This window comes from Allobosea sp. AAP35, from assembly GCF_001295925.1.
In the GTDB taxonomy this organism is placed as follows: domain Bacteria; phylum Pseudomonadota; class Alphaproteobacteria; order Rhizobiales; family Beijerinckiaceae; genus Allobosea.
In genome coordinates this window covers 48,566-62,780 of the sequence record NZ_LJHQ01000050.1, presented here as the reverse complement: position 1 = coordinate 62,780, position 14,215 = coordinate 48,566, and the positions used below count along the sequence as shown (strand labels likewise).

10 protein-coding genes are annotated in these 14,215 nt (G+C 65.8%); 6 read left to right on the top strand and 4 right to left on the bottom strand.

The annotated features are described in order from the left end of the window. The first annotated feature begins 8 nt into the window (after positions 1-8). The 6 genes from IP69_RS16640 to IP69_RS16615 all read left to right on the top strand — a co-directional run bounded on the left by IP69_RS16640 (position 9) and on the right by IP69_RS16615 (position 7,749). Positions 9-1,196, top strand: coding sequence for an FAD-binding protein (locus IP69_RS16640; RefSeq protein WP_054143950.1), 1,188 nt, complete (start codon positions 9-11; stop codon positions 1,194-1,196). A 142-nt stretch (positions 1,197-1,338) separates the two neighbouring features. Beyond that, positions 1,339-2,715, top strand: coding sequence for a glycolate oxidase subunit GlcF (gene glcF / locus IP69_RS16635; RefSeq protein ID WP_054143949.1), 1,377 nt, complete (start codon positions 1,339-1,341; stop codon positions 2,713-2,715). 226 nt (positions 2,716-2,941) lie between these two features. After that, positions 2,942-4,582, top strand: coding sequence for a HisS family protein (locus tag IP69_RS16630; RefSeq protein WP_054143948.1), 1,641 nt, complete (start codon positions 2,942-2,944; stop codon positions 4,580-4,582). A gap of 271 nt (positions 4,583-4,853) precedes the next feature. After that, a complete protein-coding gene (locus IP69_RS16625) occupies positions 4,854-5,966 on the top strand; it encodes an ATP phosphoribosyltransferase regulatory subunit (protein ID WP_248306868.1) in 1,113 nt (370 codons plus the stop codon). After that, entirely contained in the window at positions 5,963-6,952 is a 990-nt protein-coding gene (gene hisG / locus IP69_RS16620) for an ATP phosphoribosyltransferase (RefSeq protein WP_054143946.1), read from the top strand. The genes IP69_RS16625 and hisG overlap by 4 nt, the downstream gene beginning before the upstream one ends. 314 nt (positions 6,953-7,266) lie before the next feature. Next, the gene (locus IP69_RS16615; protein ID WP_082359412.1) at positions 7,267-7,749 is read left to right on the top strand and encodes an META domain-containing protein; all 483 of its coding nucleotides are present in this window, start codon (positions 7,267-7,269) and stop codon (positions 7,747-7,749) included. Between the two features lie 174 nt (positions 7,750-7,923). Here the strand turns inward: IP69_RS16615 and IP69_RS16610 are convergent, their stop codons facing one another. The 4 genes from IP69_RS16610 to groES all read right to left on the bottom strand — a co-directional run bounded on the left by IP69_RS16610 (position 7,924) and on the right by groES (position 14,130). Continuing rightward, the gene (locus IP69_RS16610; protein ID WP_054143945.1) at positions 7,924-10,020 is read right to left on the bottom strand and encodes an ABC transporter ATP-binding protein/permease; all 2,097 of its coding nucleotides are present in this window, start codon (positions 10,018-10,020) and stop codon (positions 7,924-7,926) included. Between the two features lie 163 nt (positions 10,021-10,183). Continuing rightward, positions 10,184-11,815: a PAS-domain containing protein gene (locus IP69_RS16605; protein WP_082359404.1), complete on the bottom strand. Its 1,632-nt coding sequence runs from the start codon at positions 11,813-11,815 to the stop codon at positions 10,184-10,186. A 344-nt stretch (positions 11,816-12,159) separates the two neighbouring features. Continuing rightward, entirely contained in the window at positions 12,160-13,797 is a 1,638-nt protein-coding gene (gene groL / locus IP69_RS16600; protein ID WP_054143943.1) for a chaperonin GroEL, read from the bottom strand. A gap of 45 nt (positions 13,798-13,842) precedes the next feature. Further along, positions 13,843-14,130, bottom strand: coding sequence for a co-chaperone GroES (gene groES / locus IP69_RS16595; RefSeq protein ID WP_054143942.1), 288 nt, complete (start codon positions 14,128-14,130; stop codon positions 13,843-13,845). Positions 14,131-14,215 lie beyond the last annotated feature (85 nt).

The window sequence follows — 14,215 nt, the reverse complement described above, 5'->3', positions numbered from 1 at the left end:
TTGGATTGATGACCCTCCACATCCCCACCACCGAGGCGCAGGCCTGCGCCATCGTGAAATCCGTCATCGACAGCACCACGCCGCTCTCCATCACTGGCGGCAACACGCGTGCCGGTCTCGGTCGGCCGACGCAGACGCAGAGCACGCTCTCCAGCGCCGGCCTCACCGGCATCACGCTTTATGAGCCCGCCGAAATGGTGATCGGCGCGCGCGCCGGCACGCCGCTCGCCGAGGTCCAGAAGACCCTGGCCGATCGCGGCCAGATGCTGCCCTTCGAGCCGATGGACCATCGCGCATTGCTGGGCACGCAAGGCGAGCCGACGATCGGTGCCGTCGCGGCCGGCAACATCTCCGGCCCGCGTCGGATCAATGCCGGCGCGGCGCGCGATTCCCTCATCGGCATCCGGCTGGTGAATGGCCGCGGCGAGGCGATCAAATCCGGCGGGCGGGTGATGAAGAACGTCACCGGGCTCGATCTGGTGAAGCTCGTCGCCGGCAGCCATGGCACACTCGGCTTCCTCACCGAGGTGATCTTCCGCGTCCTTCCGGCGCCCGAGCGCATCGTGACGCTTGTGTGGCGCGGCCTGTCGGACGAGGCGGCTGTGGCGCTGCTCTGCACCGCGCTGGGCTCGCCCTATGAGCCCTTCGCCGCCGCGCATCTGCCGGCCGGCATCGGCGCCGAGCAGCCCCGCACCCTGCTGCGGCTGGAGAACTTCTCCGACTCGATCGACTACCGCAGCCGCGAACTGATCGCGCTGCTGGCGGCCCATGGCGTGCCGGACATGATCGAAGGCGAGGCCTCAGCCGGGCTCTGGCTGGATGTCCGCGACGCCCGCTTCTTCGCCGGCACGGAGGAGGCCGTCTGGCGGCTTTCGGTCGCGCCGACCGACGGACCCAAGGCGACTGCGGCCATCGCGGCGCGGGTTCCCGGCGCGCGCTGGTTCTACGACTGGGGTGGCGGACTGGTCTGGCTCGCGGTCCCCGCCGGTGAGGACGCCGCGGCGAGCGCGGTCCGCACCGCGATCAGGCCGCTCGGCGGCCATGCGACGCTGGTGCGCGCGCCCGTCGCGATCCGCGCCGCCGTGCCTGTGTTCGAGCCGCTGCCGGAGCCGCTGATGCGGGTGACGGCGGGAATCAAGACGAGCTTCGACCCGGCAGGGATTTTCGAGCCCGGCCGGATGTATGCGGGGGTGTGACGTGCGCCGTCATTCTCGGGCGGAGCCCTCGGGTCCGACCTTTGGTCGGCCCAAGGATAAACTCCACGCAGACCCGAGAATCTCTCGGGAGGAGATGCTCGGGGCAAGCCCGAGCATGACGGGCAGGCGAAACGGATAGACCATGCAAACCAATTTCAGCCCCGCCCATCTCGCCTCGGACCCCAGGCTTCCGGCCTCGGAGAAGATTCTGCGGACCTGCGTGCATTGCGGCTTCTGCACCGCGACCTGCCCGACCTACCTCCTGCTCGGCGACGAACTCGATAGCCCGCGCGGGCGCATCTACCTGATCAAGGACATGCTGGAAAACGGCAAGCCGGCGACCGAAGAGGTCGTGAAGCATGTCGACCGCTGCCTCTCCTGCCTCTCCTGCATGTCGACCTGCCCCTCGGGCGTGCATTACATGCACCTCGTCGACCATGCCCGCGCCCATATCGAGGAGACCTATGAGCGCTCCTGGCACGACAATCTGCTGCGGCGCGTGCTCGGCGCGATCCTGCCCTATCCAGGCCGCTTCCGGGTCGCCATGCTCGGCGCGATGCTGGCGAAGCCCTTGGGGCCGGCGCTCGGCTCCCTGCCGCTGGTCGGCGCGCGGCTGAAGGCGATGCTGGCGCTGGCGCCCTCGAAGCTGCCATCGCGCTCGCCAATGGAGGGGCCGCAGAGCTTCGCTCCGACGGCCGCCCCTGCCGGCAAGCGCGTCGCGATCCTCTCGGGCTGCGCCCAGCCGGTGCTCGACCCCGGCATCAACGAGGCAACGATCCGGCTTCTGACGCGCCATGGCGTCGAGGTCGTGCTGCCGAAGGGGGAGGGCTGCTGCGGCGCGCTCGTCCATCATATGGGCCGCGAGCATGACGCGCACGCCTTCGCGCGGGCCAATATCGACGCCTGGACGGCCGAGATCGAGGGCAAGGGGTTGGACGCCATCCTGATCACGACCTCGGGCTGCGGCACGACGATCAAGGATTACGGCTTCATGTTCCGCAACGAGCCGGCCTATGCGGCAAAGGCGGAGCGGGTGTCGGCGCTGGCCAAGGACGTCACGGAGTTCGTGGCGACGCTCGATCTCGTGCCGGTGCGCGACGTCGCCATGCCGATCGCCTATCACTCGGCCTGCTCGATGCAGCATGGCCAGCAGCTCAAGGACGGGCCGAAGCGCCTGCTGGCGGCGGCGGGCTTCACGGTGAGAGAGGCGCCGGAGGGCCATATCTGCTGCGGCTCGGCCGGCGTCTACAACATCCTGCAGCCGGAGATCGCGGGCCAACTGCGCGAGCGCAAGGTCGGCAACATCCAGAAGACCAAGCCCATGCTGGTCGCGACCGGCAATATCGGCTGCATGACCCAGATCGCGAAGGGCTTCGCCGATCGCGGCGCCACCACCCCGGTGGTCCACACCGCCGAACTGCTCGACTGGGCGACGGGCGGGCCGCTGCCAGAGAAACTGGCGCAGGCGGGGATCGCCGATCGCCCGCTGCGGGAGGTGGCACGGGTGGCGGCGGAGTGAGCAAGGCACGTCATGCTCGGGCTTGACCCGAGCATCTCAGGCCGAGGGAGGCTCCCGGGCTCGTCCGTCCGGAGATTCTCGGGTCTGCGCGGAGTTTATCCTTGGGCCGACCAAAGGTCGGACCCGAGGGCTCCGCCCGAGAATGACGGGCAGCGGCTTGCCCCATCCGCCTGCGCAAGCTACCGAACGGCCAAACCCGACACCGAAAAACACGAAACGAACGCCCATGTCCGTGGACAAGCCCGCCCCCGCCAAGCTCAAGGCCCGCCAGCCGCGCGGCTTCATTGATCGTGGCCCGGCCGATGTCGCCGCCACCGAGCGCATGCTGGCGGTGATCCGCGAGAGCTTCTCGCGCTATGGCTTCGATCCCGTGGAGACGCCCTTCGTCGAATACACCGACGCGCTCGGCAAGTTCCTGCCTGACCAGGACCGCCCGAATGAGGGTGTCTTCTCCTTCCAGGACGATGACGAGCAGTGGCTTTCGCTGCGCTACGACCTGACCGCGCCGCTCGCCCGCTATGTCGCGGAGAATTACGACGCGCTGCCAAAACCCTATCGCAGCTACCGCGCCGGCTATGTCTTCCGCAACGAGAAGCCGGGCCCGGGCCGATTCCGCCAGTTCATGCAGTTCGACGCCGACATCGTCGGCGCGGGTTCCGTTGCGGCCGATGCCGAGATCTGCATGCTCGCCGCCGACACGATGGAGGCGCTCGGCATCAAGCGCGGCGACTATGTCGTCAAGGTCAACAACCGCAAGGTGCTCGACGGCGTGATGGAGGCGATCGGGCTGGGCGGCGAGGAGAATGCCGGGCGCCGGCTGACCGTGCTGAGGGCGATCGACAAAGCTGATAAATTTGCACTCTCTGAGATTCGAAAGCTGCTTGGCTCAGGTCGTCTTGATGAAAGTGGGGACTTTACCAAGGGAGCGGGACTGCCCGAAGCTTCCATTGATCTGATCTTGTCAGTATTCGTCCACGGGACCGTACTTGCTGCGCCGATATCGGCCGCTGAGGCGACTGCGCGACCACGAGACGCGATGACCTTTGGCGGCGCCGATGATTGGCAGGCGATGGTCACTTTCGACAGCGTTTTTGAGACGCTTGCGCTTGTTAGACGTAGGCTGGCCGATGGGCTGCTCGTCTTCGACGAGGGAGTGTCGGAACTCAAAGCGATCGCAGACCTCGTAACCAGCGCAGGCTTCAACGACGGCCGCATCCGCATCGACCCCTCCGTCGTACGAGGCCTGGAATATTACACCGGCCCGGTCTACGAGGTCGAACTGACCTTCCCGGTCACCAATGAGGACGGCCAGGTCGTGCGCTTCGGCTCGGTCGCAGGCGGCGGGCGCTATGACGGGCTGGTCGGTCGCTTCAGGCCCGAACCCGTGCCGGCGACCGGCTTTTCGATCGGCGTGTCCCGGCTCTACACCGCGCTGAAGGCGGTGAAGTCGCCCATCGTCGATGCCAGGAACGAGCTGCCCCTCGTCGTCGTCACCGCGATGGACAACAAGTCGCCGGAGTTTATGCTGGGCTATCAGGCGATGGTCTCCGCGCTGCGCCAGGCCAAGGGCGCGGACGACAAGCCGCTCTGCCGCGCCGATCTCTATCTGGGTTCATCCGGCTTCAACGCCCAGATGAAGTACGCCGACCGGCGTGGCGCGATCTGCGCGATCATCCAGGGCTCCTCCGAGCGCGAGGCCGGCACGGTGATCATCAAGGACCTGATCCTCGGCGCCGAACTCGCCGCCGCCGGCCGAGAGGTCAAGGACTCCGCCGAGCACAAGGCCAAGCAGGCGGAAGCGCAGAAGACGGTATCTGCCGACAAGCTTGTCGATACGGTCCGAGAAGTACTCGCGCGGCACGGGTGAAGCGCTGGAAGAACCCCTCTCCTTTAAGGAGAGGGGCAGGGGAGAGGTGATGGGCCGTTGCCCAGCAAGGCACCGATGCCCCGGTGCGGCGGTGAGGGTCGCGCTCAATGCGGGGAACGTCCTTCCCCTCACCCCTGCCCCTCTCCCTCCGGGAGAGGGGTTCCCTGCGCATCCCGCGCCCACCGAATCCCGTTCACCCATTTCCCTCAAATGCCTCGAAAATCGCGCCTGCCGCTGCTAGGACAGCGCCCGTAACAGGATGAACCCAGCCGTGCCCGCGACGCCAGCCAGCATCGAGACCGTGATCGCGCTGTTTGCGCGCGAGGGCTATGCCCGCGCCGAGCCCGCGATCCTGCAGCCAGCGGACGTCTTCCTCGATCTGTCCGGCGAGGATATCCGCCGCCGCATCTTCATGACGCAGGACGCCGAGGGCCGCGACTGGTGCCTGCGGCCGGAATACACCATCCCCGTCGCGCTCGATCACATCGCTTCAGGCTCGAGCGAGCCGGCGGCTTACGCCTATGCCGGCCCGGTCTTCCGCATGCGCTCGGGCGAACCCGGTGAATTCGCGCAGGCCGGAATCGAATCCTTCGGCCGTGACGACTTTGCCGCGACCGATGCCGAGATCATGGCGCTGACGGTCGAGGCCACCGCCGCACTCGGCCTCAGCCAGCCCAAGATCCTGATGGGCGACGTCGCGCTGCTCGGCGCGCTGCTGGACGGGTTGTCCGTGCCCGCCGGCGCCCGCCGCCGCCTGATGCGCGCCGTCGTGCAGGGCAGAGGCGTGGACGCGGTCGATGCGCTCGACCCGCCAACGCCTGAGGGCGAGACCGCCCATGCCGGCCTGCTCAAGGCGCTCGAAGGGCAGGACCCCAAGGCGGCGAAAGCCTTCGTCGAGGACGTGCTCTCGATCGCCGGCATCTCGACCGTCGGCGGCCGCAGCGCGGGCGACATCGCCGAGCGCTTCCTGGCGCGCGCCGCCGAGCGTGAGAACCCCGTCAATGGCGATGTGAAGGCGCTGCTGGCGCAGGTGCTGGCGATCACAGGCGATCCGGACACGGCCTCAGCCGCCCTGCGAGCGCTCGCCGACCAGGCCTCGCTGGACCTTACCCGCGAGCTCGACGCCTTCGACGAGCGCACCGGATTCCTCGCCGTGCGCGGCGTCGATATCGGGGCGATCGGCTTCCAGGCCGCCTTCGCCCGCAATCTCGACTACTATACCGGCTTCATCTTCGAGCTTCACGACGAGACGCGTGGCGACGGCAAGCCGGTCGCCGGTGGTGGGCGCTACGATCAGGTGCTCGGGCGCCTCGGTGCGGCAGCGCCGATCCCCGCAGTCGGCGCCTCGATCTGGCTCGAACGCCTGGCGGGAGACGCCGCATGACCGACATCGCTCCCGCCAACGACGCCCCGCTGGTCCTGGCCGTGCCCTCCAAGGGCCGGCTGCAGGAGAACGCCACCGCCTTCTTCGGCCGCGCCGGGCTGAAATTCGTCAAGTCGCGCGGTGAGCGCGATTATCGCGGCACGATCGCCGGCGTCGAGGGCGCCGAGGTCGCCTTCCTCTCGGCCTCAGAGATCGTGGCGCAACTCGCCTCGGGCGCCGCCCATCTCGGCATCACTGGCGAGGATCTGGTGCGCGAGCAGGTCGCGGATGCCGATGCCGCCGTCGAGATGCTGACCCCGCTCGGCTTCGGCCACGCCAATGTCGTCGTCGCCGTGCCGCAGGCCTGGATCGATGTGCGGACCATGGCCGATCTCGACGACGTCGCCTCCACCATGCGCAGCCGTCACGGCCGCAAGCTCCGCGTCGCTACGAAATACGTCAACCTGACCCGCCGCTTCTTCGCCCGCCATGGGCTCGCCGATTACCGCATCGTCGAGAGCCTGGGCGCGACCGAGGGCGCGCCCGCCGCCGGCACGGCCGAGATCGTCGTCGACATCACCACGACCGGCGCGACGCTGTCGGCCAACGCGCTGAAGATGCTCGATGACGGCGTCATGCTGGCCTCCGAGGCCAATCTCGTGGCCTCCGTCCGCGCGCCTTGGGGCGAGCGGGCGAGGGCGGCCGCCAACGCCATCCTGTCGCGCATCGCGGCCGAGGAAGAGGCGCGCTCTGTCAGGGAAATTCGCGCGAAGCTCGATGCGGCATCCGACACGCTGGGCGACCTCGGCGCGGTCTTCGGCGCGAGGCTGCCCTTCGGCGCGAGCGCAGCAGGTGGGATCGTGACGATCCACTGCCCTGACAAGGCGGTGTTTGCGCTGGTCGACCATCTGGCGAAGGCGGGTGCCGACGACATCACCGTCAGCGCGCCGGCCTATGTCTTCCGCAAGGCCAACCCGCTGATCGAGCGCCTGCAGTCCCGCATCTGAAAATGCCTGTCGACCAGGCGAGGCCGCTGCGGGGGGGGCAGGCGGCCTCGCCGGTCATGGACGACCCCGGGGGGCTGGGGCCGCCTCCTGACCTCGCGGTTGCGACAGACGATGTGGTTACGCTCGCAACGGGAGGCTGGATGCAGGCGGGGATGAACGCCCCGGCGCCCGGCTCGATCCTGCCCTTGAATCGCTCGCAGAACAGCTTCCCGGTTGATCGCGCGGCGATTGCCGGTTACGCGGTTTCACAGGAGCGACCCGATGCGCTAGGCTCGTTCCGAGATTTCCAGCTTCGACGACCGGGTAACACCACCATGATTCGACGCCTTGGCTACGCCGTCATTCTTGCCGCCATGGCCGCGCCCATGCTGATGCCGAGCGATGCTCTGGCGCAGCGCCGCCAGCAGATGCCCTCGCGAGAAGAACTCGGCACGTCGCAATCGGCGCCGATCCAGCAGCAGGAAAAGAACTTCCCGCTCGGCGCCTCATGGACGGCGGTCTCGCTGAACGGCAAGCCGATCGCGGACCGGCGCGCGACCCTGCAGGTCGACGGCAATCTGCGCGGCACGGGCTTTGGCGGCTGCAACACCTTCTCGGCCGCCGCCTACCCGCTGCGCGCGCAGGGGTTTGCGGTCGGGCCGCTCGCGCTGACCAAGCGCACCTGCGACAAGGGCCTGTCGGAGTTCGAGCGCAGCTTCCTGACGGCTCTGCGCGCCACGCAGAAATGGGATCTCGTCGAAGGCAAGCTGGTGCTCAGGGGCGGCGCCGGCGAACTGCGCTTCGACCGCGCGCTTTAACAGCGCCCGATTTTTTCCCTCGGACGGCCCCCAGCGCATCGCGTCATCCCGGGCTTGACCCGGCATCCATCATCGGGCGCGACGCATCGCTGTGACGGATCCCGGCGCTGCGCGGCTGCGCTGCTTGTCCGGAATGACGGTGTCGTCTGGAGGGGGCAGGGCGAATGCCGCCTCTCACGTCTCCGCCGGAACCGGGGCCGGATGGCGCGGCGTGAAGGTGCCGTCCGGGTTGGGCTCCATCGTCACCACGGCATCATGCATCTCGCGCAATGTGCTGCGGTGACCGATCGAGACGATCCGCGTCTCCGGCAGGCCCTGGTCGATCGCGGCGTAGAGCTCGCCCTCGAGTTTCTCGTCGAGCGAAGCCGTCGCTTCGTCGAGAAACAGCCAGTCGGGCTTCGCCAGAAGCGCGCGCGCCACCGCCAGCCGCTGCTGTTCGCCGCCCGAGAGGCGCTGGCCCCAGAGATCGACCTCGTCGAGCCGCTCCTTCATATGGCCAAGCTTGACCTTGTCCATGGCGTCCCGAATGGCGGCATCGTCATAAGCGTTCGCCTCGGCGGGATAGGCGAGCGCGGCGCGCAACGAGCCCTGCGGCAGATAGGGCCGCTGCGGCAGCAGCATGATCTCGGCCTGGGCCGGAATGCCGACGCGGCCTTCGCCAAAAGGCCAGATGCCGGCGATCGCCCGAAACAGTGTCGATTTGCCCGAGCCCGAGGGGCCGACCAAAAGCGTGCGCCGGGCGGCGCCGAGTTCGAGGTCGTCGACTCGGACGATCGGCGCACCATTGGGCAGCGTCAACACGGCGCCGCCGATATGCAGGTTGCGATCGGGCGCGTGGTCGCGATGGACGGTGTTGTCGCCGACGCCGGCCGCCTGCGCCTGGGCGATGGCGGTCTCGAAGGTGGTCAGGCGGTTGATCGAGGCAAGGTAGGACGCGATCGACTGATAGCTGTTGATGATGAAGGACAGGGCCGACTCGACGCGGCCGAAGGCCGATGAGGTCTGTGTCAGGGTGCCGAGCTGGAATTCCTTGGCGAAGTAGCCCGGCGCCAGCAGCAGGAACGGGATGACCACATTGGCCTGGTTGTAGGACAACGTGAAGGTCGTGATCTTCAGCTTGCGCCACATCAGATCGTAGAAATTGGCGACGATGGCGCGGAAGCGCTGGCCGAGATGCTGCAATTCCGCCTTCTCGCCGCGCATCGAGGCGATCTGCTCGGAATATTCGCGCAGGCGGGCCATCGAGAAGCGGAAATCCGCTTCCCGCCGCTCCTGCTCGAATTCGAGCGGAATGAGGTAGCGGCCGATCAGATGGGTGATCCAGGTCGCCAGCGCCGCATACAGGAACGTCGCCCAGAAGATGAAGCCGGGGATGACGATGTCGGTGCCCGGCACCTTGATGATCACCGGCAGCGACCAGAGGATAATCGAGAACGAGACCAGCGTCGAAACCTGTGTCAGCAGGGTCAGAGAGAAGGCATAGGTCTGGTTGAGGAAGGCGCGGGTGTCCTCCGCGATGCGCTGGTCGGGGTTGTCGGCGGTGCCGGCCAGCGACATCCGGTAATGGGCGCCGCTGGACAGCCAGCGCTTGTTGTAGTCGGCTGCCATGTATTCGCGCCAGCGGATCAGGAGCACGGACTGGCCGACGATCTCCACGAGGTTGGTCACCACCGAAATCGTGGCCCAGACGCCGAAGACCCAGATCAGCTGATACCAGAACGCCTGGATGTCGTAGTTCTGCAGCGCGTTGTAGAAATCGCGGTAGAAGAAATTCAGGCGCAGAGAGACGCCGACCTGCGCCTGGTTGAGCACGACCAAGAACACGATCAGCGCCACGGCAAGATGGCCGAGCTTCACCCGGTAGCGGCCGAGCAGCCAGAGATTGGCCTCGGTTGACTCGTCCGAGAGGAAATACGGCGACGAAATCCGCGCGATGCGCTGCACCACGGGTGCAAAGGAAATGACGTAGATCAGGATGCCGAAGACCGCGACCGTGGTCGCAAGGCTCGCTGGCGGAGCTGCCGCCATCCAGTCCTGCGGCCAGAGCCCCCCTTGCGCCAGAAGGGCACCCGCGCCGAAGACGACGTATTCCGTGCCGAAGATGCCAGAAAAAATCTTCAGGAAGAAGTCCATCTCCGTCGAGCGGTACAGGGCCAGCGCCAGCACCACGCCCACGACGCCCATGCCGATCGTGCCGGCGGCCCCACTCTGCTGGCCGACGATCAGCGCCACGACGGCAAGCGCGGCGACGGCGAAACTCAACGGGCGCATCGGCTGTTCCTGGCTGGCTGTCCGGCTGATGACGCCGTGATTCGGACCATGGTCCAGTGCAGCGCAACAGACAAGAATGCCAGACCGAAGGCGAGGCTTCGGCGGTTCAGCTTATCGTGAACATGGGTTAGCGCCTGCAGGCTGGAGCTTTTGTCGGGCCGCCTCAGCTTGCGAGCTTGCGGGTCTCCATGAACTGCCCGGTCTTGTCGTCGATGAGCGTGAGGAGACGCAGCGGCGCTCCGTCGCCTCCGGATATGGGAACATGCAGAATTCCCGCGACTCGATCGCCGTTGCCCGGCGTCGCGATCGTGTGAACCGTCTCTGTCAGGCTGGCCCCGGCCGTCGGGGCACGCCGGGTGCCGGCGTCGATCTTGCTGGCGGTTTCTTCTGTGAAGATGTCCTGCGCGGTCTGCCCGATGATCGCTTCGCGGGAGATGCCGAACAGGGCCTCGGCGGCGCGGTTGACGAAGAGATACCGGTTCGTGCTGACATCCTGAGCCATAACGGCCTGGTCCATGTTCTCGACAATAGCCCCGAAAAGCCGTTCGCTTCGGTCCAGCGCCCGCTCGAGCTGGCGTTGCTTCGTGAAATCCTCATGCGTCGCGACCCAGCCGCCATGCGGGGTCGGTCTCTCGCTGACCCGAATCCATCGGCCATCCTTCAGGCTGATCAGACTGACCGTTGGCTTGCCGAGCGCGATACGCGCCAGGACCGTCTGCACATAGACCGAGGCATCGCCTGAGAAGAGACCCGCCTGGGCGCGATAGGCGAGGATATCGCGCAAACTGCATCGCGCAGCCCCCGCAGCATCGGGAATCTTGTACATAGCCCGATAAGCGTCATTCATGAGGATGACGTTGGCGTGCGTATCAAGCATCACCAGACCCTGCGACATGTTGTTGAGCGCCGCGATCTGATGTTTCTCACTGATCATGAGCATTTCGCGCTCTCGCACCAGAGAGAACTTGTTCTGCAGGAGTTCGTCGTTGTTCCGGATCAGGAGCTGGAAACGCCGGACGACATCGGCCAGCATTCCGACTTCGTCTGTTCGCTGGATATGCGGGATCGTCATCATGAACTTGCCCGACGCGATGCGCTCGGCTGTCGTCGCGATGTCGATCAGCGGCGTGACCAACCACGATTTCAGCTGGCAAGCCGTCAGGCAACTCAGCGCGACCGCGCCGACGCTCAAGATCACCAGCAGGATGTTTGTCAGATGGATCTGCCGGCCCATCTGCGTGGCAGCGTATTTGCGCTTGAAGGCGACGGTTTTCAGCGCCGCCAGATCGTCGTCGAGGGCTGTTCGTGCCAGGCGATAGTCCTCGTCGGCGTCATCCTCACGATCAGCGTTCTGGCCGGGAGGCGTGGGGCGGCGTGCGATGTCCGTAAGGAGTCGGACGAAATTGGTCACACGGGACTTGAAAGCGATGAACAATGCGAGGTCATCGGTGCTGACGAGGCGCTGCCACTGCTCCAATACTTCCGCCAGTTCACCATTTCGCTGCATCAGCGCGGAACGGTGACGCTGCACGGTCGAGGCATCGCTCGACAAATGGGCGCCCTGCGACTCGAGGCCAATCGCGAAGATCAGCCCGCTAATCTTCTCAATGTTGACCGGTATCTGCGAAATGCTATCAAGTTGTTCTTGATAAGTAATTTGACGTGCCGTAGAGTAAATCAGCACCGCGGTTATGGTTGAAAACAGGCATAGCAGGCCGGCAAATGCAGAATAAAAATTGATACGGATGCTGATCCGCGGAGATCGACCTTCATAACTCGGATGTTGGATTTGCATCGCTCGCTTTCGCCCACCCCACAATTGAGGTTAGGGCGAGGATATTGACGATTTATTGCGATTTTTGATATCTTTGACGCTTGACCGATGCAAAGACGAGGCCACGCTGCCGATCGTTCGGCGACGACGAGGGATCGGGTCGGGCATGGGCTCGCTCGTCGGTTGGCTGCTATCGGCTCGTCGACCCTGCGCAAGTTAGCCCGTCCCGCGTCGAGCCCGAGGAACGATGTCGCTGGCGTGACGCGACGGCCCCTCCGTCGGCCATGAACCCGCCGCCCCCGACAAAAAGAGAAGGCCCGGCTTGCGCCGGGCCTTCCCAAGTCTTTGCAGAGAAGGTGCCTGGATCAGAAATCCATGCCGCCCATGCCGCCGCCGCCGCCCATCGGCATCGGGGAGTCCTTCTTGGGAAGCTCCGCGATCATCGCCTCGGTGGTGATCAGCAGGCCGGCGATCGAAGCCGCGTCCTGGATGGCGGTACGCACGACCTTGGTCGGGTCGATGATGCCGGCCTTGACCAGATCGCCGTACTCGCCGGTCTGGGCGTTGTAGCCGAAGTTGTAGTCCTTCGACTCCAGCAGCTTGCCGACCACGACAGCGCCGTCATCGCCGGCATTGTCGACGATCTGGCGAGCAGGAGCCATGATCGCCTTGCGGACGATCTCGACGCCGGTCTTCTGGTCGTCGTTCTGGGTCTTGATCGACTTGACGGTCTGCAGAGCGCGCAGGAGGGCGACGCCGCCACCCGGCAGGACGCCTTCTTCCACGGCCGCGCGGGTCGCGTTCAGGGCGTCGTCGACGCGGTCCTTCTTCTCCTTGACCTCGACTTCGGTCGCGCCGCCGACGCGGATGACCGCGACGCCGCCGGCGAGCTTGGCCAGACGCTCCTGGAGCTTCTCACGGTCGTAGTCCGAGGAGGTCTCCTCGATCTGCGCCTTGATCTGCGTGACGCGGCCTTCGATGTCCTTCTTCTTGCCGGCGCCGTCGATGATCGTGGTATTCTCCTTCTCGATGCGCACCTTCTTGGCGCGTCCGAGCATGGCGAGGGTCACGGTCTCGAGCTTGATGCCGAGGTCTTCCGAGATCATCTGGCCGGCGGTCAGGATCGAGATGTCCTCGAGCATGGCCTTGCGGCGATCGCCGAAGCCCGGAGCCTTGACGGCCGCGACCTTCAGGCCGCCACGGAGCTTGTTGACGACGAGGGTGGCGAGAGCCTCACCTTCCACGTCCTCGGCGATGATGAGCAGCGGCTTGCCGGTCTGCACCACAGCCTCGAGAATCGGCAACATCGCCTGGAGCGAGGACAGCTTCTTCTCGAAGATCAGGATGTAGGGGTCTTCCAGCTCGGCGACCATCTTCTCCGAATTGGTGATGAAGTAGGGCGAGAGGTAGCCACGGTCGAACTGCATGCCCTCGACGACGTCGAGTTCGGTCTCGGCGGTCTTGGCTTCCTCGACGGTGATGACACCCTCGTTGCCGACCTTCTGCATCGCGGTCGCGATCATCTTGCCGACCGTCTCGTCGCCATTGGCGGAGATGGTGCCGACCTGCGCGACTTCCGAGTTGGAGGTCACCTTCTTGGAGTTCTTCTTCAGGTCCGCAACGATCGCCTCGACCGCAAGGTCGATGCCGCGCTTCAGATCCATCGGGTTCATGCCGGCCGCAACCGACTTCAGGCCTTCGCGCATGATGGCGGCGGCGAGAACGGTCGCGGTCGTGGTGCCGTCGCCGGCATGGTCGTTCTGCTTCGAGGCCACTTCGCGCACCATCTGGGCGCCCATGTTCTCGAACTTGTCGGCGAGCTCGATCTCCTTGGCGACGGTGACGCCGTCCTTGGTGATGCGGGGAGCGCCGAACGACTTGTCGATGACGACGTTGCGGCCCTTGGGACCGAGCGTCACCTTGACGGCGTTGGCGAGGATTTCGACGCCGCGCAGCATCCGGTCGCGCGCATCGGTGGAGAACTTGACGTCTTTGGCTGCCATGAGAGCAACTCCTTATGTAGTGACGGGAAGGGCGGTCTCAGGCGTTCAGCCGATGACGCCCATGATGTCGGATTCCTTCATGATCAGGAGATCCTGGCCGTCGATCTTGACTTCGGTGCCGGACCACTTGCCGAAGAGGACGCGGTCGCCCTTCTTGACGTCGAGCGCGACGAGCTTGCCGGCGTCGTCACGGGCGCCGGGGCCCACGGAGACGACTTCACCCTCTTGGGGCTTTTCCTTGGCGGTGTCGGGGATGATGATGCCACCCTTGGTCTTCTCTTCGCCATCAAGGCGACGGACCACAACGCGGTCATGCAACGGACGGAACTTCATGGTTCTGTCTTCCTCTCGTAGAAATTCGATGCGGGCTTGAAAACCACCCGCGCGGGCATCTGTTAGCAGTCTCGATCCGTGAGTG